Origin of the sequence: Pseudomonas sp. FG-3G, assembly GCF_901007645.1 — a bacterium.
GTDB lineage: Bacteria > Pseudomonadota > Gammaproteobacteria > Pseudomonadales > Pseudomonadaceae > Aquipseudomonas > Aquipseudomonas rhizophila.
The window spans coordinates 203,710-227,111 of record NZ_CAAKGZ010000024.1 but is presented as its reverse complement, the minus strand read 5'-3'; the positions used below and the strand labels follow the sequence as shown (position 1 = coordinate 227,111).

At 59.8% G+C, this 23,402-nt stretch carries 18 protein-coding genes; 13 read left to right on the top strand and 5 right to left on the bottom strand.

The window, feature by feature from the left end:
* Positions 1–124: 124 nt before the first annotated feature.
* Positions 125–304 carry a PA1571 family protein gene (locus PSEUDOMOFG3G_RS17385; protein WP_003199629.1) on the bottom strand — a complete coding sequence of 60 codons (180 nt, stop codon included), beginning with the start codon at positions 302–304 and terminating at the stop codon, positions 125–127.
* A 249-nt stretch (positions 305–553) separates the two neighbouring features.
* Here PSEUDOMOFG3G_RS17385 and PSEUDOMOFG3G_RS17380 point away from each other — a divergent pair, with 249 nt between their 5' ends.
* On the top strand, positions 554–2,332 hold the full coding sequence (locus PSEUDOMOFG3G_RS17380) for an ABC transporter transmembrane domain-containing protein (protein WP_160892048.1): 1,779 nt from the start codon (positions 554–556) through the stop codon (positions 2,330–2,332).
* 207 nt (positions 2,333–2,539) lie between these two features.
* On the opposite strand, the gene PSEUDOMOFG3G_RS17375 is transcribed toward PSEUDOMOFG3G_RS17380, so the two are convergent.
* Positions 2,540–4,468 carry a transglycosylase SLT domain-containing protein gene (locus PSEUDOMOFG3G_RS17375; protein WP_076385604.1) on the bottom strand — a complete coding sequence of 643 codons (1,929 nt, stop codon included), beginning with the start codon at positions 4,466–4,468 and terminating at the stop codon, positions 2,540–2,542.
* A 214-nt stretch (positions 4,469–4,682) separates the two neighbouring features.
* Between PSEUDOMOFG3G_RS17375 and PSEUDOMOFG3G_RS17370 the strand changes: the two genes are divergently transcribed.
* On the top strand, positions 4,683–6,602 hold the full coding sequence (locus PSEUDOMOFG3G_RS17370; protein ID WP_076385602.1) for an ATP-binding cassette domain-containing protein: 1,920 nt from the start codon (positions 4,683–4,685) through the stop codon (positions 6,600–6,602).
* A gap of 169 nt (positions 6,603–6,771) precedes the next feature.
* On the opposite strand, the gene PSEUDOMOFG3G_RS17365 is transcribed toward PSEUDOMOFG3G_RS17370, so the two are convergent.
* On the bottom strand, positions 6,772–7,212 hold the full coding sequence (locus PSEUDOMOFG3G_RS17365) for a universal stress protein (RefSeq protein ID WP_047227202.1): 441 nt from the start codon (positions 7,210–7,212) through the stop codon (positions 6,772–6,774).
* A gap of 108 nt (positions 7,213–7,320) precedes the next feature.
* Between PSEUDOMOFG3G_RS17365 and PSEUDOMOFG3G_RS17360 the strand changes: the two genes are divergently transcribed.
* The 7 genes from PSEUDOMOFG3G_RS17360 to PSEUDOMOFG3G_RS17330 all read left to right on the top strand — a co-directional run bounded on the left by PSEUDOMOFG3G_RS17360 (position 7,321) and on the right by PSEUDOMOFG3G_RS17330 (position 15,787).
* A complete protein-coding gene (locus PSEUDOMOFG3G_RS17360; RefSeq protein WP_076385600.1) occupies positions 7,321–7,758 on the top strand; it encodes a hypothetical protein in 438 nt (145 codons plus the stop codon).
* Between the two features lie 491 nt (positions 7,759–8,249).
* Positions 8,250–10,397, top strand: coding sequence for a fatty acid oxidation complex subunit alpha FadB (gene fadB, locus PSEUDOMOFG3G_RS17355; RefSeq protein ID WP_047227204.1), 2,148 nt, complete (start codon positions 8,250–8,252; stop codon positions 10,395–10,397).
* A 30-nt stretch (positions 10,398–10,427) separates the two neighbouring features.
* Positions 10,428–11,603 carry an acetyl-CoA C-acyltransferase FadA gene (gene fadA / locus PSEUDOMOFG3G_RS17350; RefSeq protein WP_025212747.1) on the top strand — a complete coding sequence of 392 codons (1,176 nt, stop codon included), beginning with the start codon at positions 10,428–10,430 and terminating at the stop codon, positions 11,601–11,603.
* Positions 11,604–11,711: 108 nt separating this feature from the next.
* Positions 11,712–11,948 (top strand): DUF1653 domain-containing protein, encoded by a 237-nt coding sequence (locus PSEUDOMOFG3G_RS17345; protein WP_047227205.1) that lies wholly within the window; start codon positions 11,712–11,714, stop codon positions 11,946–11,948.
* 115 nt (positions 11,949–12,063) lie between these two features.
* Positions 12,064–14,676, top strand: coding sequence for a type I DNA topoisomerase (topA, locus tag PSEUDOMOFG3G_RS17340; RefSeq protein ID WP_047227206.1), 2,613 nt, complete (start codon positions 12,064–12,066; stop codon positions 14,674–14,676).
* Between the two features lie 246 nt (positions 14,677–14,922).
* Positions 14,923–15,447 (top strand): DUF6586 family protein, encoded by a 525-nt coding sequence (locus tag PSEUDOMOFG3G_RS17335; protein ID WP_107322906.1) that lies wholly within the window; start codon positions 14,923–14,925, stop codon positions 15,445–15,447.
* 106 nt (positions 15,448–15,553) lie between these two features.
* Entirely contained in the window at positions 15,554–15,787 is a 234-nt protein-coding gene (locus PSEUDOMOFG3G_RS17330) for a hypothetical protein (RefSeq protein ID WP_047227208.1), read from the top strand.
* 71 nt (positions 15,788–15,858) lie between these two features.
* On the opposite strand, the gene sulA is transcribed toward PSEUDOMOFG3G_RS17330, so the two are convergent.
* Both sulA and lexA read right to left on the bottom strand, forming a co-directional pair.
* Positions 15,859–16,332, bottom strand: a complete 474-nt coding sequence (gene sulA / locus PSEUDOMOFG3G_RS17325) for an SOS-induced cell division inhibitor SulA (RefSeq protein WP_047227209.1) — start codon at positions 16,330–16,332, stop codon at positions 15,859–15,861.
* Positions 16,333–16,342: 10 nt separating this feature from the next.
* Entirely contained in the window at positions 16,343–16,951 is a 609-nt protein-coding gene (lexA, locus tag PSEUDOMOFG3G_RS17320) for a transcriptional repressor LexA (protein WP_047227210.1), read from the bottom strand.
* A gap of 240 nt (positions 16,952–17,191) precedes the next feature.
* Between lexA and PSEUDOMOFG3G_RS17315 the strand changes: the two genes are divergently transcribed.
* The 4 genes from PSEUDOMOFG3G_RS17315 (at position 17,192) to PSEUDOMOFG3G_RS17300 (ending at position 23,246) form a co-directional block, all read left to right on the top strand.
* Complete coding sequence (locus PSEUDOMOFG3G_RS17315; RefSeq protein WP_047227211.1) at positions 17,192–17,899, top strand: TetR/AcrR family transcriptional regulator; 708 nt, start codon at positions 17,192–17,194, stop codon at positions 17,897–17,899.
* A gap of 183 nt (positions 17,900–18,082) precedes the next feature.
* Positions 18,083–19,081 (top strand): beta-N-acetylhexosaminidase, encoded by a 999-nt coding sequence (gene nagZ / locus PSEUDOMOFG3G_RS17310; protein WP_171061395.1) that lies wholly within the window; start codon positions 18,083–18,085, stop codon positions 19,079–19,081.
* A gap of 11 nt (positions 19,082–19,092) precedes the next feature.
* Positions 19,093–19,833, top strand: coding sequence for an S-methyl-5'-thioinosine phosphorylase (locus PSEUDOMOFG3G_RS17305; protein WP_047227213.1), 741 nt, complete (start codon positions 19,093–19,095; stop codon positions 19,831–19,833).
* 119 nt (positions 19,834–19,952) lie between these two features.
* A complete protein-coding gene (locus tag PSEUDOMOFG3G_RS17300; RefSeq protein WP_139050708.1) occupies positions 19,953–23,246 on the top strand; it encodes a DEAD/DEAH box helicase in 3,294 nt (1,097 codons plus the stop codon).
* The last annotated feature ends 156 nt before the right edge of the window (positions 23,247–23,402 follow it).

Below are 23,402 nucleotides of genomic sequence, written 5' to 3'. Positions count from 1 at the left end.
CCGAGCGGGAGCAAGCTCCCTCGCCACAAGAGCCAACCCACAAGCGCCAGGTCACAGGAGACCGCAAAGGCTGCGGGCATAAAAAACCCGACATCATGGTCGGGTTCAATGAAGACGGGCTGTATCACTTTTGTTCGGCAGGCTTGACCAGTCGTTTTTCCAGCTCGCTGCAGGCTTTCTGGATCATGTCTTCGGTGATCGGTACTTCGCGCCCTTGGGCGTCGATGAACGAGCAGCCCAGAGACTGGTCCGGTTGCGTGCGGATCACTTGAATCTTGTCGTCGCTGCTGTGTTGCAAGGACATGGCCTGTCTCCTCATCAGGTTGTGTGCCTATTTTAGTGTCGCCAGGTGACCGAGCCATGACACTCCTTGTAGGTTCATGGCGACAGCTCCACTCAATCAGAAACACGGTCGCGTTTCCAGCCAGACTTTAGACCGATAACATCTAGCCTCTAGTCGCTACGGTCATATTTAACCTGACTCATTCTGATTCAACCAAGTTCCGCTGCGCTTCGGTGTCGCCGGGCGGTCCATTTCCTGCTGCATTATCGGATGCTTCTGATGCTCTCTTCCCAACAACGCCGTGCCATACGTCTGGCCAGTGGCTTCATTGCTCCTTATCGCAAGCAGGTTGCTGGCGCCTTATTGGCCCTTATCGTCACCGCCGCAATCACTTTGTCCATGGGGCAAGGCATCCGGTTGCTGGTGGACCAGGGCTTCATGACGCGCTCCCCGCACCTGCTCAACCAGTCCATTGGCCTGTTCATGGTGCTCGTGGTGGGATTGGCGATCGGCACTTTTTCCCGTTTCTACCTGGTGTCCTGGATTGGCGAACGAGTGGTGGCCGATATCCGCCGGCAGGTCTTCAACCATCTGGTGTACCTGCACCCGGGCTTTTACGAAAACAACCGCAGCTCGGAAATCCAGTCGCGCCTGACCGCCGATACGACCTTGTTGCAGTCAGTGATCGGCTCGTCGTTGTCGCTATTCTTGCGTAACGCCTTGATGGTGGTCGGCGGCATTGTGTTGTTGTTCATCACCAACCCCAAACTCACCAGTATCGTGGTGATCGCACTGCCGTTGGTCTTGGCGCCGATCCTGATATTCGGGCGGCGGGTGCGCAGCCTGTCGCGCCAGAGCCAGGACCGCATTGCCGATGTCGGTAGCTACGTCTCCGAGACCCTCGGCCAGATCAAAACCGTGCAGGCCTACAATCATCAGGTCCAGGATGAACGGCGCTTTGCCGTGACCGTGGAGCAGGCCTTCGACACCGCCCGCAAGCGCATCGCCCAGCGGGCCTGGCTGATCACACTGGTGATCGTGCTGGTGCTGGGGGCGGTGGGGGTGATGCTCTGGGTCGGGGGAATGGATGTGATCGCCGGACGGATTTCCGGGGGTGAGCTGGCGGCGTTTGTGTTCTACAGCCTGATCGTCGGCAGCGCTTTCGGCACCCTGAGCGAAGTCATCGGCGAGTTGCAGCGGGCGGCTGGTGCGGCTGAGCGCATTGCCGAATTGCTGCGCTCGGAAAACATCATCCAGCCGCCGGTTTCTGGCCTGGTGACTCTGCCTGAGCGGGTACGGGGTGATTTACGTCTTGAAGGCGTGCGCTTCTCTTATCCGTCCCGGCCGGACAGCTATGCGGTCGACGGCCTGGACCTGAGCGTCCAGGCTGGCGAGACCCTGGCCCTGGTCGGGCCGTCCGGTGCCGGGAAATCCACGGTGTATGACTTGCTCCTGCGCTTCTACGACCCGGCGCAAGGGCGGATTCTCATCGATGATGTGCCGCTGACCCAGCTCGATCCACTGGACCTGCGTCGCCATTTCGCCCTGGTTTCGCAGAATCCGGCGCTGTTTTTCGGCACGGTTGAAGAGAACATCCGCTACGGCAACCCCGAGGCGACGTCCGAGCAGGTGCGCGAAGCCGCGCAGATCGCCCATGCCCACGATTTCATCGAAAAAATGCCGGAGGGTTACCAGACCCACCTGGGTGACGGCGGTCTGGGGTTATCCGGCGGTCAACGCCAGCGTCTGGCCATCGCCCGAGCGCTGTTGGTGGACGCACCGATCCTGCTATTGGACGAAGCCACCAGCGCCCTCGACGCGCAAAGCGAACACTTGATCCAGCAAGCGCTGCCCAGCCTGATGAAAAATCGCACCACCCTGGTCATCGCCCACCGCCTGGCCACGGTGAAAAATGCCGACCGGATCGCGGTGATGGATCAGGGCAAAGTAGTCGCCGTGGGCACCCATCAGGAACTGGTGGCCAGTAACGCGTTGTATGCGCGATTGGCAGCGTTGCAGTTCAATCAGCAGGGTGATTCTGTTCCGTGAGCCTGCTGAGCCGAAACCAATGTGGGAGCGAGCCTGCTCGGGATAGGGGCAGATAGGCAACCATGAGGTCGACTGTCACACCGCTATCGCGAGCAGGCTCGCTCCCACAGGGTCTGCAACCGAGCAAAAAAATGCCCGCATCGAAAGATGCGGGCATTTTTTCAGGAACAACTTGCCGCTTGAAGCCTATGGCTTGCTGCTGCCCACTCACTGATCATCAAAATAGCGCTCATGCCAGTCCACCAGCGGTTGCGGCGAGTTGAGTTTCTGGCCGTAGATCACCGAGTACGACAACACGTTCTGTACGTATTGCCGGGTTTCGTCGAAGGGGATGCTTTCGACCCAGACATCGAAGCTCAGGTGGTCGGCACCGCGCAGCCACTGGCGCACCCGACCAGGGCCGGCATTGTAGGCGGCGGAGGCCAGGACGCGGTTGCCGTTGAACTGGCTGTGAACCTGGCTCAGGTACGCCGCGCCCAGCTGGATGTTCTTGTCCGGGTTCAGCACTTGCTTGGGCGAGGCCAGCGGGATGTTGAACTTGCGTGCGGTTTCCTTGGCGGTGGCCGGCATCAACTGCATCAGGCCGCTGGCGCCAACACCGGAGCGCGCATCTTCCATGAAGGCACTTTCCTGTCGAGTGATGGCGAACACCCAGCTTGAATGCAGGCCGCGAACCTTGGCTTCACGCACCAGGGTGTCGCGGTAGGCCATTGGGAAGCGAATATCCAGGTCGTCCCAATACTTGGCCTGGCTGATGGTGCGGATCGCCGGGAAGTACCATTTCAGGTCGTAGGCCAGTTTCGCCTGGGCGACCATCTCGTCCCGGTTGAAGTGGCGAGTGACGTGATACCACTCGCGGCGACCGTCGACGATCTGACCCCGGGCATGAAACTCCAGGGCCCGACGAATACCCGGTGTGTTGCGCACTTTATTGATCAGCGCCTGGCTCATCACCAGCGGCTTGTTGTTGAGCGAATAGGGCGATTGAGAACGATCGGCGGCCAGGAAACCGTAGAAGTCCCGCTCACGGGCCAGATGCTTGTAAAGCGTCAGCGCCTCGGGATTCTGAGGCTGCGCCAGCTCCAGGCTGCGGGCCTGCCAGTAACGCCAGCGACTGGTGCTGGCCAGCGTCTCGGGCAGGCGGCGGGTCAACTCATAGGCGTCGTCCCAGCGGGCCAGGCGCAACAGCAGGCGCAAGCGCCATTCCGAGACGGTATCGTCGCGCAGTTCCGGGTCATATTTTGTCATCACGCCCAAGGCGCGACTGTCGAAACGCTTGGCCAGGGTCAGGCCAATTTCCCGGGCGATGGCGACTTTCTCAGGCTTGGAAAAATGCATGGTGCTGGCGTAGCCGTCCAACAGCGCCATGGCTTTCTCTGGATCCTGACGGGCCAGGCGCCGCAAGCCGAGGCTGACGATATCGGCCATCGGCTCATCGGCCGGGCGGAAACGCGATGGCTGATTGAGCAGTTCCGGTTTTTGCGCCACGTCTATCAGCAGTTGGCCGCGAGGGGCGAGGGTGCTCAGGCCGCTGATCAGGCTTTTAGCCAGTGGATAATTGCGGGCCTGGGCGGCCAGTTTGGCGCGCTCCCAGCGCTTCTGTTCAGTCAGTTGACCCTGGGTCGCCCACAGGCCGAACAGCGCATCACACGCGGCCGGTTGGGATTTGCCGGTGAGCCAAAGCTTTTCGGTGTTGGCGTAGCCTTCGGCCTTGAGGCCATGACTGAGCTGATACTGGGCGTTGAGGCAGTCCAGTTCGGTGAAGTTGAGCTTGGGGTCGTAGTACTTGACGAAGGTCGCCCAATCGCCACGGTCGGCCAGCCAGCGCAACCAGCGCAGCTTCATCCAGTTGGCCTGGGGCAGGTCGCCATGTTCGGCGAGAAATTTCTCGATTTCGGCATTACTGGCGCTCTTGAGGCGAGCGGTCAGTTCGTCGTAGGCCAGGTAGGGTTCCAGCGGATAGTCACGCAGGGCCTGGCTGTAGCGAAAATAGGGGCCGGAATCACCTTTGGCCAAGGCACGCTTGGCTTCATCGTAATACTGACGCTGGGTGGAGATATCCACCGCCTGGGCGGTTTGAACGGCAGTGGCACATACAAACAAGCAAGATAAAACACTGAAAAGGCGACTGCGCATGATACGTCCGGGCAGAAAAAAACATGACAAGCCCAAGGTTTGACCCAGGGTAACTGTCTGTAGCTTAGCCTTTTGCCAGCAATGGGCGAAAGCTTTGCGGGGTCATCCGCGCAAGTTCGCAACATTTGTTATGCAGAGTGCTTCGAGGGCGAAATTGGCGGACTTCTGAGGCCTCATCTCAGGTAGAATGCGCGCCCGGTTTTTGGAGAAGCTCATGACCCTGCTCAAATTCAGCGATGTGTCCCTTGCTTTCGGCGCTATGCCGTTGTTGGACAAGGTGTCCTGGCAGATCGCCCGTGGTGAGCGGGTGTGCATCATCGGCCGCAACGGCACTGGCAAGTCCAGCATGATGAAGCTGGTCAAGGGCGATCAGAAGCCCGATGACGGCTCGGTCTGGCGCGCACCAGGCCTGAAAATCGGCGAATTGCCCCAGGAACTGCCGGTGGCCGACGAGCGGACGGTGTTCGACGTGGTCGCCGAAGGCCTGGACGGTGTCGGCGCGCTGCTGGCCGAGTATCACCACCTGAGCCAGAACATCGTCACCGATGCCGACCTGGACAAGTTGATGCATGTGCAGCACGACCTCGAAGCCCGCGATGGCTGGCGCCTGCAGCAGTTGGTGGACAGCACCCTGAGCCGTCTGCAACTGCCGGCCGACAAGACCCTGGCCGAGCTGTCCGGTGGCTGGCGTCGCCGGGTGCTGCTGGCCCAGGCCCTGGTGTCCGAGCCGGACCTGCTGCTGCTCGACGAGCCCACCAACCACCTGGACATCGGCGCCATCGCCTGGCTTGAAGAAGCCCTGAAGGATTTCCAGGGCGCGGTGCTGTTCATCACGCACGACCGTTCTTTCCTGCAAAACCTGGCGACCCGTATCCTCGAACTGGATCGCGGCGGCCTGATCGACTGGAACGGCGACTACGCCAGCTTCCTGGTGCACAAGGAAGCGGCGCTGGCGGCGGAAGAAACCGCAAACGCGCTGTTCGACAAGAAGCTGGCCCAGGAAGAAGTCTGGATTCGCCAGGGTATCAAGGCCCGTCGCACCCGCAACGAAGGCCGTGTACGAGCGCTCAAGGCACTGCGCATGGAACGCAGTGAGCGTCGCGAGCGCACCGGCAAGGCCAATATTCAGCTGGATACCGCTGACAAGTCCGGCAAGCAGGTGATGGTTCTTGAGAACGTGAGTTTTGCGCACCCTGGCGGCCCGTTCCTGATCAAGGACTTTTCCATGGTGCTGCAGCGTGGTGACCGCATTGGCCTGCTGGGCGCCAACGGCACCGGCAAGACCACCTTGCTCAAGCTGATGCTCGGCGGTCTGGTACCGACCAATGGCAAGGTGGAGGAGGGCACGAAGATCGACGTCGCCTACTTCGACCAGTTGCGCCATCAGTTGGATCTTGAAAAAACCGTCATCGACAACGTTGCCGAAGGCCGCGATTTCATCGACATCGATGGCCAGAGCCGCCATGTGTTGAGCTATCTGGGCGACTTCCTGTTCAGCCCTCAACGTGCTCGTACCCCGGTCAAGGCGCTGTCCGGCGGTGAACGTGCCCGTCTGCTGCTGGCCAAACTGTTCAGCAAGCCGGCGAACCTGCTGGTGCTCGACGAACCGACCAACGACCTGGACGTGGAAACCCTCGAGTTGCTGGAAGAGGTGCTGCTGACCTTCAACGGCACTGTGCTGATGGTCAGCCACGACCGGGCATTCCTCGACAACGTGGTGACCAGCACCCTGGTGTTCGAAGGCGAAGGCCTGGTGCGTGAATACGTCGGTGGTTATCAGGACTGGCTGCGCCAGGGCGGCTCGCCGCGCTTGCTGGGCGTGACTGAGAGCAAGTCCGGCAAGGCTGACCTGAATTCGGCGGTGGTCAAGGCCGAGCCTGCTCCGGTTGCTGCGGCACCGGCGGCGGCACCGGCAAAGAAGAAGCTCAGCTACAAGTTGCAGCGTGAGCTGGAAGCATTGCCGGGTGATATCGACGCGAAGGAACAGCAGATCGCAGCGGTGCAAGCCGAAATGGCTGACATTGGCTTCTACCAGCGCCCTGCGGCTGAAACCGCCAAGGTGATCGCGCATCTGGAGCAGCTGCAGGCCGAGCTGGATGCGCTGGTCGAGCGCTGGGCTGAACTGGACGCTTGATCCACTGTTGTAAAGAATCCCGGTGCTCAGAGATGAACGCCGGGATTTCTATTTGAAACGCTATTCCCCTGTGGGAGCGAGCTTGCTCGCGATAGCGGTGTATCAGTCGACTTCAATGTTGACTGTCAGGACGCTATCGCGAGCAAGCTCGCTCCCACAGGTTTAGGTTTTATGTGCGCTTGACCAGATGCACCGCGAGCACATCGCAAGGCGCGCCATGCAGCACGTCGTTGGCTGTAGAGCCCAACAGCAGTGCCAGGCCATGACGGCCATGGCTACCCACGACGATCAGGTCGCAACCCTGTTCCTTGGCCAGGTGATGGATCTCCTGACGCGGCTGGCCGTAGGTCAGGTGGCTGTATTCCTTTTTCAGGGCGGGGTATTTCACGATCAGCCGGTCAAGGCGTTCCTTGGCTTGATCGAATTGTTGTTGTTGCAACTGGGAAAGGTCCATCGGCACATCACCACCGAAGGCCATGGCCATGGGTTCGACGATGTGAACCAGCGACAGTTTGGTGTCTCGACCTTCGCAAAGGGCCAGAGCACGCTTGACGACGGGATCACATTCTTCAGTGAGGTCGACGGCGACCAGGACGTGTTCGTAGTACATGGAAGGCACTCCAGAGAATTGCGATACGGTAAGTATGGCTGGTTTCAAGCGCATCGACGGCGACGTGGGTCAATCGTCATGGCTCATCAGAATTCGGGGAGTACGAATATGACGGTCTGGATAGTGGTGTCAATCCTGTTGGTGGTATTAAGCCCCCTGGCATGGTTGCGCCCGTCCCGTGTTCAGAGCGGTCGCATGGCGTTGCGCATGGAGGCGCGACGCCTTGGCCTGGCCATGCAACTGGCTCCGCAGGAGTGGCCCCACTGGCTCGGGCAGCAGGCGCCAAACCCCTGCGCCCAGTACCATCGGCCCCGACGGGGCAAGCAGCCGGCTATCTGGACCTACTGGCAAACCGCGCCGGGCGTATGGGTCAATCAGTGGCGCGAAGTCTGCCAGGATGAGTCGTTGCTCAATCATTTCGAAAAATTGCCAGCCAACGTCTACAAAATCGAGGCCGATGGGCAAATGATCGCCTTGTATTGGGGCGAGAAGGGCGAAGCCGCTGTGTTGCAGGATATTTGCGCGGTGCTCAAGGCGCTGGCCTGAGGCATAAAAAAGCCCGACAGTCTCATCGGGCGGGGTTGGCCAGGCAGGCCGGTAATCAAAACGCCTATCCGGACGTTCGTTCGTAACGTCCTTTGCTCAAAATCTTCAATCGCGCTCCCGACAGAGTAGTCGGTTGAATCCAGCGCGCTTGGAATTAGGGCGACTTTTCTAATTATTGATCCTATGAATGGCTGTACATGCAGCGCCGTGTTGCGGATCCGGGCGGTACGCAAATGACCGGGAAGTCGCGTTCAAGCCCCTGTTTAGGGCGATTGACAATTGTCGGAAATTCCGTGAAGGTGGCGTACCCAAATCAAACGGGCGTATGAATTGAGCGTTTGTATTTTCCGAACGTTCCTACAGAACCCCGACTATCGCGTTGACGGGTGTGCCTGGCGGATTGGCGTAGCATCGGCGGTAAACGTCAATGCCGAACCAGCAGTCAGCGTTCAACGTGTACTGTTCAGCTTCCATATCGTGGAGATCAGTTGATGATTTACGAAGGTAAAGCCATCACGGTTAAGGCTCTTGAAAGTGGCATCGTCGAACTGAAGTTCGATCTCAAGGGTGAGTCCGTCAACAAGTTCAACCGTCTAACCCTGAATGAACTGCGTCAGGCTGTGGACACTATCAAGGCAGATGCTTCGATCAAGGGTGTGATCGTCAGCAGCGGCAAGGACGTCTTCATCGTCGGCGCCGACATCACCGAATTCGTCGATAACTTCAAGCTGCCCGATGCCGAACTGATCGCTGGCAACCTCGAAGCGAACCGTATTTTCAGCGACTTCGAAGACCTCAACGTACCGACCGTCGCGGCCATCAACGGCATCGCCCTGGGTGGCGGCCTTGAGATGTGCCTGGCAGCGGATTACCGCGTCATGTCCAGCACGGCCAAGATCGGCCTGCCGGAAGTCAAGCTGGGCATCTACCCGGGCTTTGGCGGTACCGTGCGTCTGCCGCGCCTGATCGGTGCCGACAACGCCATCGAGTGGATTGCCGCCGGCAAGGAAAACCGTGCAGAAGACGCACTGAAAGTCGGCGCCGTGGATGCCGTGGTCGAGCCTGGCAAACTCCAGGAAGCGGCCCTTGAAACAATCAAGCGCGCCATCAGTGGCGAGTTCGACTACAAGGCCAAGCGCCAGCCGAAGCTGGAAAAGCTCAAGCTCAATGCCATCGAACAAATGATGGCTTTCGAAACCGCCAAGGGTTTCGTCGCAGGTCAAGCAGGCCCGAACTACCCGGCGCCGGTCGAAGCGATCAAGACCATCCAGAAAGCCGCGAACTTCGGTCGCGACAAGGCCCTGGAAGTCGAAGCCGCCGGCTTCGTCAAACTGGCCAAGACCTCGGCTGCACAAAGCCTCATCGGTCTGTTCCTCAATGACCAGGAACTGAAGAAAAAGGCCAAAGCCTACGACGAAATCGCCCGTGACGTGAAGCAGGCCGCCGTACTCGGCGCCGGTATAATGGGTGGCGGTATCGCCTATCAGTCGGCGTCCAAAGGCACGCCGATCCTGATGAAAGACATCAACGAACACGGTATCGAGCAAGGCCTGGCCGAGGCGGCCAAGCTGCTGGTTGGCCGCGTCGATAAAGGTCGCATGACCGCGGCGAAGATGGCCGAAGTGCTCAACGGCATTCGTCCGACCCTGTCCTACGGCGATTTCGGCCATGTCGACCTGGTGGTCGAAGCCGTTGTCGAGAACCCGAAGGTCAAGCAGGCGGTACTGGCTGAAGTCGAAGACAAGGTCAAAGAGGACACCATCCTCGCTTCGAACACCTCGACCATTTCCATCTCGCTGCTGGCCAAGGCCCTCAAGCGTCCGGAAAACTTCGTCGGCATGCACTTCTTCAACCCGGTGCACATGATGCCGCTGGTGGAAGTGATCCGTGGCGAGAAGTCCAGCGAACTAGCGATCGCCACCACCGTGGCCTACGCCAAGAAAATGGGCAAGAACCCGATCGTCGTCAACGACTGCCCGGGCTTTTTGGTCAACCGCGTACTGTTCCCATACTTCGGCGGTTTCGCCAAGCTGGTCAGCGCCGGTGTGGACTTTGTGCGCATCGACAAGATCATGGAAAAATTCGGCTGGCCAATGGGCCCTGCGTACCTGATGGATGTGGTCGGCATCGACACCGGCCACCATGGTCGTGACGTCATGGCTGAAGGCTTCCCGGACCGCATGAAAGACGACCGCCGGTCGGCCGTCGACGTGCTCTACGAAGCCAAGCGCCTGGGCCAGAAGAACGGCAAGGGCTTCTACGCCTACGAGACTGACAAGCGCGGCAAGCAGAAGAAAGTGGCCGATTCGTCGGTGCTGGAAGTGCTCAAGCCGATCGTCTACGAGCAGCGCGAAGTCACCGACGAGGACATCATCAACTGGATGATGATCCCGCTGTGCCTTGAAACCGTGCGTTGCCTGGAAGACGGCATTGTTGAAACCGCCGCCGAAGCCGACATGGGTCTGGTCTACGGTATCGGTTTCCCTCCATTCCGTGGCGGTGCGCTGCGCTACATCGATTCGATCGGTGTGGCCGAGTTCGTTGCCCTGGCAGACCAGTACGCTGATTTGGGCGCGCTGTACCACCCGACCGCGAAGCTGCGTGAAATGGCCAAGAACGGCCAGAGCTTCTTCGGTTAAGCGCCCAACGACTAGAGCGAGAGAACATTTATGAGCTTGAATCCTAGAGACGTCGTGATTGTCGACTTCGGTCGTACGCCGATGGGCCGCTCCAAGGGCGGCATGCACCGCAACACCCGCGCCGAAGACATGTCGGCGCACCTGATCAGCAAGCTGCTGGAACGTAACGTCAAGGTCGACCCCAACGAAGTCGAAGACGTAATCTGGGGCTGTGTGAACCAGACCCTGGAGCAGGGCTGGAACATCGCCCGCATGGCTTCGCTGATGACCCAGATCCCTCACACCGCGGCCGGACAGACTGTCAGCCGTCTGTGCGGTTCATCCATGAGCGCGCTGCATACCGCTGCTCAGGCGATCATGACCGGCAACGGTGATGTGTTCGTCGTCGGCGGTGTCGAGCACATGGGCCACGTGAGCATGATGCACGGCGTCGATCCGAACCCGCACATGTCGCTGTACGCGGCAAAAGCCTCGGGCATGATGGGCCTGACCGCGGAAATGCTCGGCAAAATGCACGGCATCACCCGCGAACAGCAGGACGCCTTCGGCGTGCGCTCCCACCAGCTCGCCCACAAGGCGACCGTGGAAGGCAAGTTCAAGGACGAAATCATCCCGATGCAGGGCTATGACGAGAACGGTTTCCTGAAATTGTTCGACTACGACGAAACCATTCGTCCGGAAACCACCCTGGAAAGCCTGGCAGCCCTCAAGCCGGCCTTCAATCCAAAGGGCGGCACCGTGACAGCCGGTACTTCTTCGCAGATCACCGACGGTGCTTCGTGCATGATCGTGATGTCGGCCCAGCGTGCCCAGGACCTGGGCATCCAGCCGATGGCGGTGATTCGTTCGATGGCCGTGGCCGGTGTTGACCCGGCAATCATGGGCTATGGTCCAGTACCGGCGACGCAGAAAGCCTTGAAGCGTGCGGGTCTGAGTATTTCCGATATCGACTTCTTCGAGCTCAACGAAGCTTTCGCCGCACAGGCCCTGCCAGTGCTGAAAGATCTGAAAGTGCTCGACAAGATGAACGAGAAGGTTAACCTGCACGGCGGCGCGATCGCCCTGGGTCACCCGTTCGGTTGCTCCGGTGCGCGTATCTCCGGCACGCTGCTCAACGTCATGAAGCAGAACGGCGGCACCTTTGGGGTGTCCACTATGTGCATTGGCCTTGGCCAGGGCATCGCCACTGTCTTCGAACGCGTCTAAGCGTTACGTCGATGGAAGCCGGGGCCAAGTGCCCCGGTTTTTGTTTTTCCGGGTTTAGAAAAAAAGATTTTGTTTTTATTTAAAAAATATTTGAGCGAGGGCCGAAGCATGCCGATACAACCTGGGCTCTACCAACATTACAAAGGTCCGCAGTACCGCGTATTCAGCATCGCGCGGCATTCCGAGACCGAGGAAGAAGTGGTCTTCTATCAAGCCCTGTATGGCGATTACGGCTTTTGGGTACGACCGTTGAGCATGTTCCAGGAGTCTGTCGAAGTTGACGGCGAGCAGGTGCCACGCTTTGCTTTGGTGCAGGCCGAAGAGAGCCTTTTTTCCAAGCCTTGAGGCCGATACCGGGGCAACCCTGCGCTTGACCTCACCTTGCAGCCACTATATATAGCGGTGCCGCGTCAGGCGCCAACCGCCTTTCACTTTTTAGAATTCAGGAATTTTCTGATCCATGGGCAAATCGCTGGTCATTGTGGAATCCCCGGCTAAGGCCAAGACCATCAACAAGTATCTGGGCAACCAATACGTGGTGAAGTCGAGTATCGGCCATATCCGAGACCTGCCCACCAGCGGTTCGGCTAGCGCCAGCAAGGAGCCAGCCGCCAAGCGCGGCAAGGCTGCTGCCGGTGAAGCGCCGGCGCTGTCGCCCAAGGACAAGGCGCGCAAGCAGCTGGTCTCGCGCATGGGGGTTGATCCGGAACACGGCTGGAAAGCCAAGTACGAGATCCTCCCGGGCAAGGAAAAGGTCATCGAAGAACTGCGTCGGCTCGCCAAGGATGCCGACACCATCTATCTGGCGACGGACTTGGACCGCGAAGGGGAAGCCATTGCCTGGCACCTGCGCGAAGCCATCGGTGGGGATGACAGCCGCTACAAGCGCGTGGTGTTCAACGAAATCACCAAGAAGGCCATCCAGGAGGCCTTCTCCCAGCCAGGCGAGCTGGACATCGATCGGGTCAACGCCCAACAGGCGCGGCGCTTCCTTGATCGCGTGGTGGGCTACATGGTCTCGCCTCTGCTGTGGGCCAAGATCGCCCGTGGCCTGTCGGCCGGGCGTGTGCAGTCGGTCGCCGTGAAGCTGGTGGTGGAGCGCGAGCGGGAGATCCGTGCGTTCATCCCTGAAGAATACTGGGAAGTCCACGCCGACCTCGGCACCGCCAAGGGCGCCACCGTGCGCTTCGACGTGGCCCGTGAGAAGGGTGAAGCCTTCAAGCCGCTCAACGAAGCTCAGGCCATGGCTGCGCTGGAGAAGCTCAAGGCTTCCAGCTACAGCATCGTCAAGCGTGAAGACAAGCCGACCAGCAGCAAGCCGTCGGCACCGTTCATCACCTCCACGTTGCAACAGGCAGCGAGCAACCGCCTGGGTTTCGGCGTGAAGAAAACCATGATGATGGCCCAGCGTTTGTACGAAGCGGGCTACATCACGTACATGCGTACCGACTCGACCAACCTCTCGGCCGATGCCGTGACAATGGCGCGCACTTATATAGAAAGCGAGTTCGGCAAGAAATACCTGCCGGAGACGCCGAACGTCTACAGCAGCAAGGAAGGCGCACAAGAGGCTCACGAAGCGATTCGTCCCTCCGATGCCAACACCGAGCCAAGCAAGCTGTCGGGCATGGAGCGCGATGCCGAGCGCCTCTACGAGCTGATCTGGCGCCAGTTCCTGGCCTGCCAGATGCTGCCGGCGCAATACCTGTCGACCACGGTCACCGTCGGTGCTGGCGACTTCGAGCTGCGCGCCAAGGGCCGCATCCTGAAGTTCGACGGCTACACCCGCGTCATGCCGCAAATCACCAAGCCGGGTGACGACGACGTCCTGCCTGACATGGCCCAGGGCGATGTGATGAAGTTGATCAAGCTTGATCCGACCCAGCACTTCACCAAACCGCCGGCCCGGTATTCGGAAGCCAGCCTGGTCAAGGAAATGGAAAAGCGTGGCATCGGTCGTCCTTCGACCTACGCAGCGATCATTTCCACCATCCAGGACCGCGGCTACGTGGCGCTGCACAATCGTCGGTTCTATTCGGAAAAGATGGGCGACATCGTTACCGAACGTTTGTCCGAGAGTTTCTCCAACCTGATGGACTACGGCTTCACCGCCGGCATGGAAGAGAACCTCGACGATGTGGCCCAGGGTGAGCGGGACTGGAAAAACGTCCTCGACGAGTTTTATGGCGACTTCAAGAAAAAACTCGAAGTAGCCGAAAGTGCCGAGAACGGCATGCGGGCCAACCAGCCCGTCATGACCGACATCCCGTGCCTGACGTGTGGTCGTCCGATGCAGATCCGTACCGCCTCGACTGGCGTGTTCCTGGGTTGCTCGGGCTACAGCCTGCCTCCCAAAGAGCGCTGCAAGGCGACGGTCAACCTGGTGCCGGGCGACGAAATCGCCGCGGACGACGAGGGTGAATCGGAATCCCTGGTGCTGCGCGGCAAGCACCGCTGCCCGATCTGCAGCACAGCGATGGATGCCTACCTGTTGGATGAGAAGCGCAAGCTGCACATCTGCGGTAACAATCCCGATTGCGCCGGTTACGAGATCGAAGAGGGCACCTATCGCATCAAGGGCTATGAAGGTCCGAGCCTTGAGTGCGACAAGTGTGGCAGTGAGATGCAGCTCAAGACCGGCCGTTTCGGCAAGTTCTTCGGCTGCACCAATCCGACCTGCAAGAACACCCGCAAACTGCTCAAGAGCGGTGATGCGGCGCCGCCGAAGATGGACCCGGTGAAGATGCCTGAACTCAAGTGCGAGAAGGTCAACGACACCTACATCCTGCGCGACGGCGCGTCCGGCCTGTTCCTGGCGGCGAGCCAGTTCCCGAAAAACCGCGAGACCCGTGCGCCGCTGGTGCTGGAGATCGTGCCGCACAAGGACGAAATCGATCCGAAGTACCATTTCCTCTGCGAAGCTCCGCAGAAGGATCCGGAGGGTCGGCCGGCGGTGATTCGTTACAGCCGCAAGACCAAGGAGCAGTACGTGCAGACCGAAGTCGACGGCAAGCCAACCGGCTGGAAGGCGTACTACGACGGCGGCAAATGGAAGGTTGAAGACAAGCGCTGATCACCAAGGCTTGTCTGAAGAGGGGGGCTTGCTTTAGGGCTCCCTGTGGCGAGGGAGCTTGCTCCCGCTGGACCAGTCCGATATTTCGGGCGCAGCCGTCCCAATAGCCTCAAGTAAACAAAAGGCCGCATGACAACCCGTAGGTTTTCATGCGGCCTCTTTGTTTTTGCCTTGCAGTGGCCTCGGTTGTTCCACGACACTGTCGCCCTTGCGTGAAGCTTTTACTTCGTTGGGGAGAATGCCGCCATGGCCCACGAACTCTACACCCGCACCAATCAGAAAATTTATTTCGCCGGCCTGTCGCTCGAAGCGCTCGCCAGGGCAGAGGATGGGCGTGCGATGAATTCCCCCGCGCTGACCCAGGCTGGGCGCGAATCAGCGCTGTTTCATCTGTACGGCGCGTTGTTGGGGCTTTGCCACGAAATTGCCGGTTTCTACCGTCTGCCGCAGGCAAATGCGCCCCGGGCCGAACTGTTGTTGACACAAGAAGTGTTGGAAACCGTCGCCATTCCGGAACTGGCCGAAATGGTCGAGCTGGCGCACAACCCGCAAACCTGGCTGGCGCAACTGTTGGCGGCACACGCGGCACTGTTTGAGCCGCCCCGCGCTCCTCGCAAGCCTAAGGGCGACGTGACCCAGCCTTTGATCATGGCGGTCAATCTGGACGAAGAAGAGCCCGAGCAAGCGTTGAGCCGGGAGGAGCTGGAAAGCTGGCGTCAGAACCTCAAGAGCCTGGCAATTCGCTTTCGCGAAGGGCTGAACGAGTGCTGAGTTTTCCCCCGATCCGTAATATTCGCCCATAACGCTTGGTCAAGATCCCGAGCGAAGCCTGGCCGATGACTATATAATCCTCGCCTTTCGTGGAGAACAGACTTTTATGCCAACGTCCTTTCTAGAAATTGTCGAACTTCCTGATGGCCGCATCGAGCTGCGCAGGGCCGAGGACGAGGGTTCTCTGGTTACCTTGAACTTCTCTGAGGACGCCAAAGCCTTCCTGCAAGGCCAGCACGTCGAAGTCGCCAAGGCGATGTTGAGTGTGGGCGTGCAGATGGCAGGTCGTCTGGTTGAAGGCGAATTCAACAAGGAAGAGGGGCCGCGGGTTCTTCATTGATCCCGCCTGTCGGCTTTTTGGACGATAGTGTTCCTGGCCGGCTTCTCTGCCCTGGAGAAGCCCTGCGTTTTTTAGCCCAATCGAATATTCAGGCTTTGTGCGTCCCCGGTGCGCGCGGCGCTGATCAACTGTTGCCGTGCGGTTGTGGTCAACGGATTGAGCCAACTGACCACCGTATGGCTGCGGCCCAGGCGCAACGCTTCGCAGGTCAGTTGCTGGGCGCTTTGAGTGCCCCGCGGTTGTAGCAGCAGGATGCGCTCACGGTTCAGGCCCGCATCTCGCAGCCAGGCCTGGGTAACACTGGCCGGTGGTGCGATCAGCGTCAGCCAGCGAGCGTCCTGGTCCTGGCTCAGCTCTCGCAGGATCGGCGCCAGCAGGTTCAGGCAGTTCCCGGCGGCACCACGTAACGACAGTTCGCTGAAGGCCTCGGGCTCGGCGCCCCAAGGTGACTCGATCACCTCTTTGAGGGCGGGAACCAGCGGTTGGGCCATGAACGCCTCGAACAGCGGAAGTTGAGTGTGTTGTGGTGTGTGTGGGAACTGCATAAAGCCTCCTTTAGCGGCGAATAACGCCGACACTCAAGCCTTCGATGACCAGATCCTGATCTTTAAGATTGACTTCGATGGGGGCGAACTCGGGGTTCTCGGCAATCAGCCAGACCTTGCTGCCGTCGCGCTTGAAACGCTTGACGGTCACTTCATCACCGATTCGCGCCACCACGATCTGGCCGTTGCGGGCTTCGCGAGTGGTGTGGACCGCAAGAAGGTCGCCGTCGAAGATGCCGATGTCCTTCATGCTCATGCCGTGCACGCGAAGAAGGTAGTCAGCTCGCGGATGGAAGAACGATGGGTTGATGTTGCAGGATTCCTCGACATGCTGCTCGGCGAGGATCGGAGCACCTGCTGCTACCCGGCCGATGATCGGCAGGGTGGTTTCGTCGGCCTTGGCCTCGAAGCCGGGGATGCGAATGCCACGGGACGCGCCCGGGGTCATTTCGATAGCGCCCTTGCGAGCCAGCGCCTTGAGGTGCTCTTCAGCCGCGTTGGGCGACTTGAAGCCCAGTTCCTGGGCGATTTCCGCGCGGGTCGGCGGGTAGCCGTTGTCTTCGAGGCAGCGTTTGATGAAGGCCAGAATCTCTGCTTGGCGTGGCGTCAGCTTTAGCATATTGATCGCTCTGTCTTTTTATACAGTGACTGGGATTATATACAGTGGGCGCGGCTTGGCAATCCTCCTTTTCGCACAGGCCGCTGGACGGTCGGTCGGGCCGCAAAAACGTCATGGGCTACAGCGGGCCGCAGGTGTGGTTAAATATCTGACCGAGCGTTCGCAAAACGTCCCGGCAGGCTTGACAACCCCAAGGCTGAAACGTATGTTTCAAACAAGTGTTTGTCAGGCGGAGTAGCCATGGCCCAGTCGGAAACCGTAGAACGCATTCTCGATGCTGCCGAGCAATTGTTCGCGGAAAAAGGTTTCGCTGAAACCTCATTGCGTCTGATCACCAGCAAGGCCGGGGTGAACCTGGCGGCGGTGAATTATCACTTCGGTTCGAAGAAAGCGCTGATCCAGGCCGTGTTCTCGCGTTTCCTCGGGCCTTTCTGTGTCAGCCTGGATCGTGAGCTGGAGCGGCGTCAGGCCAAGCCTGACGTCAAGCCAACCCTGGAAGAGCTGCTGGAGATCCTGGTCGAGCAAGCCCTTGTCGTGCAGCCACGCAGCGGTAACGACCTTTCCATTTTCATGCGCTTGCTGGGCCTGGCATTCAGCCAGAGCCAAGGCCACCTGCGGCGTTATCTGGAAGACATGTACGGCAAGGTTTTCCGCCGCTATATGCTTCTGGTCAATGAGGCCGCGCCGCGCATTCCGCCGATCGAGTTGTTCTGGCGCGTGCATTTCATGCTCGGCGCCGCTGCCTTCAGCATGTCCGGCATCAAGGCGCTGCGGGCCATCGCTGAAACCGATTTCGGTGTGAATACCTCGATTGAGCAAGTGATGCGTCTGATGGTGCCATTCCTGGCTGCTGGCATGCGCGCCGAAAGTGGCGTCACCGATGAGGCCATGGCTGCCGCGCAGTTGCGCCCGCGCAGCAAATCAACCCCGGCGCTCGCCAAGGCCTGAGTGCACGGGTGGGCGCGGCTGCCTACATCCGCTAAGCTAGCGGCCCATGCCGACTCTCGTTTCGAACCCGCTTTATATTTCATTGCATAACCGTGACCTGTCGGGCCTGGAGCCCGGCGGCGCGGTCGTGCGTGCGCCGCTGTGCGGGTTCATTGTTATCAAGGAAATATTATGACTGCTGGCCTGCAAGGCTCGTTGATGGTGGACGTCGCCGGTACCTGGTTGACGGCCGAAGATCGCCACCTGTTGCGCCAGCCCGAAGTGGGTGGCCTGATCATTTTTGCTCGCAATATCGAGCATCCACGCCAGGTGCGCGAGCTGAGCGCCTCGATTCGCGCCATCCGCCCCGACCTGCTGCTGGCGGTCGATCAGGAAGGCGGGCGTGTGCAGCGCCTGCGCCAGGGGTTTGTGCGTTTGCCGGCAATGCGGGCGATTGCCGACAACCCGAATGCCGAATACCTGGCCGAGCAGTGCGGCTGGATCATGGCCACTGAAGTGCTGGCGGTCGGCCTCGATTTGAGTTTTGCCCCGGTGCTGGACCTCGATCATCAACGTAGCGCGGTGGTCGGCAGTCGTGCCTTCGAAGGCGACCCCGAGCGCGCAGCGCTGCTGGCAGGTGCCTTCATTCGGGGTATGAACGCCGCCGGTATGGCTGCCACCGGCAAGCATTTCCCCGGCCACGGCTGGGCCGAAGCCGATTCCCATGTGGCCATTCCCAACGATGAGCGCAGCCTTGAACAGATCCGCGCCCACGATCTCGTTCCGTTCGCCAAACTGAGCAAGCAACTGGCGGCCGTCATGCCGGCCCATGTCATTTATCCGCAGGTCGATGCCAATCCGGCCGGTTTTTCCCGGCGCTGGCTGCAGGACATTCTGCGTGGCGAATTGCAGTTCGATGGTGTGATCTTCAGCGATGATCTGTCGATGGCGGGTGCTCATGTGGTGGGTGATGCCGCCAGTCGTATCGAGGCGGCGTTGTCGGCCGGTTGCGACATGGGGCTGGTGTGCAACGACCGCGCCGCCGCCGAACTGGCCTTGAGCGCCGCCCAGCAGTTGAAGGTCAAACCATCGGCGCGCATCGCACGCATGCGCGGGCAGGCCTTCGCCTCCACCGAGTACCGCCAGGACCCACGCTGGCTGACGGCAATCGGCGCGCTGAAAGCCGCCCAACTGATCGATTAAGGACATTTGTCATGACCGTTTACGCAATTATCGGCGGCACTGGCCTGACCCAACTCGAAGGTCTGACCATTCGCCAGTCCCTGGCAGTAGAAACGCCCTATGGTGCGCCATCGGCCGAGGTGCAGATCGGTGACTACGCCGGGCGCGAAGTGCTGTTTCTGGCCCGTCACGGCCATCCTCATCGCTTTCCACCTCACCAAGTGAACTATCGCGCCAATCTCTGGGCCCTGAAGCAGGCCGGCGCCGAGGCGATCCTGGCGGTCAACGCCGTGGGCGGGATTCACGCCGCGATGGGGACCGGGCATTTCTGCGTGCCTCACCAATTGATCGATTACACCAGCGGCCGTCAGCACACCTATTTTGCCGATGACCTGGAGGCGGTTACCCACATTGATTTCAGCTACCCCTACAGCGAGGCGCTGCGCCAGCAACTGATCGCCGCCCTGGCCGCCGAAGGCTGTGGCTACAGCAGCCATGGCGTCTACGCCTGCACCCAGGGCCCGCGCCTGGAAACCGTGGCCGAAATCGCCCGCCTGGAGCGCGACGGTTGCGACATCGTCGGCATGACCGGCATGCCGGAAGCGGCGCTGGCCCGTGAACTGGAGCTTGATTACGCCTGCCTGGCGCTGGTGGTGAATCCGGCGGCGGGCAAGTCCACGGCTGTGATCACCATGGCGGAAATCGAGCAGGCGCTGCATGACGGGATGGGGAAGGTGAAGTCGACGTTGGCGCGGGTATTGATGGCTGGCTAGCGGAATAGTCAGCGAAAACGGGCGCAAAGGTTTCCTGCTGTCAGCAAGGGCTATTCGTACAAAGCTCTCGGAAGGCTCCGATTTTCGGTTTTGTTATCCATCATTAAAGTCCTGCGCCCATGATTAGATCGATTGCAGAGCTTCTTGAGACAGAGTGGGCGGAGTCGTTCGATCAACGTACGCTCGCTCGTGGGTTCGACTACGCCGCGGGAGCGCGCGTCCGGCTAGTGCAAGTAGATGAACGATTGGTTCACGCTGAATGCGAGGGGGCTAAGGCTAATGTCTACCAGCAGGTGATCAAACTCATTCGTTATCAGGGTTACGACGAGGTTCGTTACGAATGCTCGTGCCCGGTTGGCAGCGATTGCAAGCACTGTGTCGCGGTCATGTTCCATCTGGCGTGGAATGAGCAAGCCCTGCAAGGCGGCTGCGGCAGCGAACATCTGAGCCGCGATCTTGAAGCCTGGATTGAGCATATTCCTGCGCAAGGTTCCGATTCGACTGCCACCGGCAATAACTCCGATGTCCGGCTCTTTTACAAACTCAAGAGCACGGAAACCGGGAGATGGGCGCTGGAACTCTTCAAGGGCCGTCAGCTCAACGATGGTTCCCTACGGGATCTGAAAGCGTTTTACCAGCTTGCCGACATGCTGATTCGTTTGCCGAACTACATGTCTGACATTGACCAGCAGATCGGTCGGTTGCTGATCAGCAGTCAACACTTTCATGGGCAGATGAACAGCTATCCGCTGCAAGGACGCAATGGCGCCGATGTACTGGCGCTGGCATTGCAGTCTTCGCGCTTGTACTTCGAGCTGGACCCGCCGCAGCCGCTGAGCGCAGGGGTTCGGAAGCCGGCGCAGTTCTCTTGGGCTGAGCAACCCAACGGCAACTACAGGCCTCAGTGGCAAAGTGCCGATCAACCTCCGGGTAAGATTCTGCCGCTCGAGCCGCTTCATTATCTGGATGTGTCGCGCAGGGAGCTTGGCCGGCTGAGCTATGAAATGGACGACAAACTGGCCTGCCATTTATGCCTCGCGCCAGAGGTGCCCGCTCGCCAGGCCGTGCTTTTCAGCCATCGGCTCAATGCTGTCGACCGCCCCGTCCCTGCACCAAAAAAACTGAGCGAGCGCATCATCGACGATGTTGAGCCGCGGGCGATGTTGAAGTTGGGAAGCGAACTCAACCTTCGGCACTGGAAATCGGTTCCCGAGCATCGTGCGGCGTTGACCTTCATTTACGACGGTCATGTTGCGGACGATAAAGAACCCGCGCAGGTATCGGTCCTGTCTGGGACCGAGACGTTGCGCATCCTGCGTAAGCCGGATGTCGAACAAGCCTTTCGCAACGTTTTGCGCAAGGCAGGCTTCAAAAAGGCCAGTCGCAAGAGCCTTGCACTGGCGGGTAGCGCGGGTGAGATGTTCCAGATGCCGGATGACGCCGCCTGGTTGGCGTTCATGGATAATGGCCTGCCGCAATTGCGGGCCGCCCATTGGCAAGTCGATATCGAAGACGGCTTTCATTTCGATCTGCAACCGGTGGAGCAACTGTACGCCGACATCGAGGAATCTCCTGGCCAGGAGTGGTTCGATTTACAGTTGGGCGTTGTCGTCAATGGCAAGCGGCACAGCCTGCTGCCGATTTTGCTTCACCTGCTTCGCTCGAGCCCCGAAATGATGGACCCGGACAAGCTCGACCAGCGCCGTGATGATCAGTTGATGTTGATCGATCTCAACGGCGGAAAATTCATGGTGGGCCCCGGCGTGAAGGTCGCGTTGCCGTATGGGCGGGTCAAGCCGCTGATGGCGACCCTCGGCGAGTTGTACATGAAGGCACATCGGGGCGACTCGATACGTTTGAATGCCTTCGATGCGGCCAGGCTGAATGCGCTCGAAGGTCTCCCCCTGGCCTGGCAGGGTGGCGAGCGGTTGCGCGCTTTCGCAAAGCGATTGCACGAGTCAACTCATGTGCATGTCCCTGCGCCCGAGGGGCTCAAGGCTATGCTGCGACCCTATCAGCTCGAAGGGCTCAATTGGATGCAGACCCTGCGTGAGCTGGAAGTCGGCGGCATCCTGGGCGATGACATGGGCCTGGGTAAAACCTTGCAGACCCTGGCTCATCTGCTGTGCGAGAAGCAAGCCGGACGTCTGGATGTCCCGGCGCTCGCCGTCATGCCCACCAGCCTGATTCCCAACTGGCTCGACGAAGCGGCCCGCTTTGCACCGCAACTCAATGTCGTAGCGCTTCATGGCGCCGCCCGACAAAAAGACTTCGCCAGCCTGGCACAGTACGACCTGATATTGACGACTTATGCCTTGTTGCCACGGGATCTGGAGGTGTTAAAGCCCCAGGCCTGGAGTGTGCTGATTCTCGATGAAGCGCAGAACATCAAGAACCCCACCAGCAAGGCCGCCCATGCTGCCCGCGAACTCAACGCCCGACAGCGGCTGTGCCTGTCCGGCACGCCTCTGGAAAATCACTTGGGCGAACTCTGGTCGCTGTTTCATTTCCTGTTGCCGGGGTGGTTGGGGGACAGCAAAAGCTTTAACCGGGACTACCGGACCCCAATTGAAAAGCACGGCAACAGTGAGCGTATGCGGCATCTGACGGCCCGGATAAAACCCTTCTTGCTGCGGCGCAAAAAAGAGCAGGTCGCCACCGAGCTGCCACCCAAGACTGAAATCGTGCATTGGGTCGACCTCAGTGACGGGCAGCGGGATGTCTATGAAACCGTGCGCGTGGCCATGGACAAGAAGGTGCGCGACGAAATTGCCCGTAGTGGCGTGGGGCGTAGCCAGATCATCATCCTGGACGCGTTGCTCAAGCTGCGCCAGGTCTGCTGCGACCTGCGGTTGCTCAATACCACGCAGACCCCCAAGGCGCTGCGTTCCGGCAGCGGCAAGTTGGTCAGTTTGATGGAGATGCTTGAAGAGCTGCTCAGCGAAGGGCGCAAGATTCTGTTGTTTTCCCAGTTCACCTCAATGCTGGCCTTGATTGAGGAGGAGCTGCAAAAGCGCAGCCTTGACTATTCGTTGTTGACCGGCAGCACCACGGATCGGCGCACGCCGGTGAGGGATTTTCAAAGTGGCAAGGTGTCGCTGTTCCTGATCAGTCTCAAGGCTGGCGGTACGGGGCTCAATCTGACGGCTGCGGACACGGTGATTCACTTCGATCCGTGGTGGAACCCGGCGGTGGAAAATCAGGCGACCGACAGGGCTTATCGGATCGGTCAGAACAAGCCTGTGTTTGTTTACAAGCTGATCGCCCGGGGCACGGTGGAGGAGAAGATGCAGGCTCTTCAGCAGGATAAGGCCGCGTTGGCCGGCAGTGTGCTGGATGGCGGAATGACGGGTGGGTTGGCACTTGAGCAGAGCGATATCGAAGCGCTATTTGCGCCGTTGCCCAAAGCCTGATTTGCCGGCTCATTCAATACCTATGTCACCGGTTAGTCAGCTATCGCGAGCAAGCTCGCTCCCACAGGAGATTCGGGGTGCAGACCTATGCTGCGCTCACCTCAGGGCAATGTGGGAGCGAGCCTGCTCGCGATGACGGCGGCACAGCCAACCTCT

What these genes read in the sequence shown, in the direction of transcription:
- PSEUDOMOFG3G_RS17385 (WP_003199629.1), bottom strand. Translation starts at nt 304, where the DNA reads ATGTCCTTGCAACACAGCAGCGACGACAAGATTCAAGTGATCCGCACG.
- PSEUDOMOFG3G_RS17380 (WP_160892048.1), top strand. Translation starts at nt 554, where the DNA reads ATGCTTCTGATGCTCTCTTCCCAACAACGCCGTGCCATACGTCTGGCC.
- PSEUDOMOFG3G_RS17375 (WP_076385604.1), bottom strand. Translation starts at nt 4,468, where the DNA reads ATGCGCAGTCGCCTTTTCAGTGTTTTATCTTGCTTGTTTGTATGTGCC.
- PSEUDOMOFG3G_RS17370 (WP_076385602.1), top strand. Translation starts at nt 4,683, where the DNA reads ATGACCCTGCTCAAATTCAGCGATGTGTCCCTTGCTTTCGGCGCTATG.
- PSEUDOMOFG3G_RS17365 (WP_047227202.1), bottom strand. Translation starts at nt 7,212, where the DNA reads ATGTACTACGAACACGTCCTGGTCGCCGTCGACCTCACTGAAGAATGT.
- PSEUDOMOFG3G_RS17360 (WP_076385600.1), top strand. Translation starts at nt 7,321, where the DNA reads ATGACGGTCTGGATAGTGGTGTCAATCCTGTTGGTGGTATTAAGCCCC.
- fadB (WP_047227204.1), top strand. Translation starts at nt 8,250, where the DNA reads ATGATTTACGAAGGTAAAGCCATCACGGTTAAGGCTCTTGAAAGTGGC.
- fadA (WP_025212747.1), top strand. Translation starts at nt 10,428, where the DNA reads ATGAGCTTGAATCCTAGAGACGTCGTGATTGTCGACTTCGGTCGTACG.
- PSEUDOMOFG3G_RS17345 (WP_047227205.1), top strand. Translation starts at nt 11,712, where the DNA reads ATGCCGATACAACCTGGGCTCTACCAACATTACAAAGGTCCGCAGTAC.
- topA (WP_047227206.1), top strand. Translation starts at nt 12,064, where the DNA reads ATGGGCAAATCGCTGGTCATTGTGGAATCCCCGGCTAAGGCCAAGACC.
- PSEUDOMOFG3G_RS17335 (WP_107322906.1), top strand. Translation starts at nt 14,923, where the DNA reads ATGGCCCACGAACTCTACACCCGCACCAATCAGAAAATTTATTTCGCC.
- PSEUDOMOFG3G_RS17330 (WP_047227208.1), top strand. Translation starts at nt 15,554, where the DNA reads ATGCCAACGTCCTTTCTAGAAATTGTCGAACTTCCTGATGGCCGCATC.
- sulA (WP_047227209.1), bottom strand. Translation starts at nt 16,332, where the DNA reads ATGCAGTTCCCACACACACCACAACACACTCAACTTCCGCTGTTCGAG.
- lexA (WP_047227210.1), bottom strand. Translation starts at nt 16,951, where the DNA reads ATGCTAAAGCTGACGCCACGCCAAGCAGAGATTCTGGCCTTCATCAAA.
- PSEUDOMOFG3G_RS17315 (WP_047227211.1), top strand. Translation starts at nt 17,192, where the DNA reads ATGGCCCAGTCGGAAACCGTAGAACGCATTCTCGATGCTGCCGAGCAA.
- PSEUDOMOFG3G_RS17305 (WP_047227213.1), top strand. Translation starts at nt 19,093, where the DNA reads ATGACCGTTTACGCAATTATCGGCGGCACTGGCCTGACCCAACTCGAA.
- PSEUDOMOFG3G_RS17300 (WP_139050708.1), top strand. Translation starts at nt 19,953, where the DNA reads ATGATTAGATCGATTGCAGAGCTTCTTGAGACAGAGTGGGCGGAGTCG.